At 56.2% G+C, this 368-nt stretch carries 1 protein-coding gene and 1 pseudogene; one reads left to right on the plus strand and one right to left on the minus strand.

Annotation, left to right across the window (positions count from 1 at the left end):
- Positions 1 to 226 (plus strand): annotated as a pseudogene (locus LZP73_RS19445) (pyridoxal-phosphate dependent enzyme); the annotation flags it as partial.
- Between the two features lie 2 nt (positions 227 to 228).
- Here LZP73_RS19445 and LZP73_RS21565 read toward each other — a convergent pair.
- Positions 229 to 357, minus strand: a complete 129-nt coding sequence (locus LZP73_RS21565) for a DUF5329 family protein (protein ID WP_428998524.1) — start codon at positions 355 to 357, stop codon at positions 229 to 231.
- Positions 358 to 368: the final 11 nt, after the last annotated feature.

Genomic DNA, 368 nt, shown 5'->3' on the forward strand with positions numbered 1-368 from the left:
GCTGGATATTCATCAGCGCGATGCGGAAAACACCATGCGCGAACTGGCAGTGCGGGAAGGGATTTTCTGCGGCGTAAGCTCCGGCGGCGCGGTTGCCGGAGCACTGCGGGTGGCAAAAGCTAACCCTGGCGCGGTGGTGGTGGCGATCATCTGCGATCGTGGCGATCGCTACCTTTCTACCGGGGTGTTTGGGGAAGAGCATTTTAGCCAGGGGGCGGGGATTTAAGATTATTGCGCAGGCACCGTTTTATCCGTCTGCGCAATTAACGCATGTAAAAAAGGCTGTGCGTTCTCATCGCTCTTACCGGGCATCTTCACGATATACGGCTTCCCGGTAATCGATGACGACGAGGCCACCTTGTCAATAA

This window comes from Shewanella sp. AS16, from assembly GCF_021412365.1.
Taxonomy (GTDB): Bacteria; Pseudomonadota; Gammaproteobacteria; order Enterobacterales; family Shewanellaceae; genus Shewanella; species Shewanella salipaludis.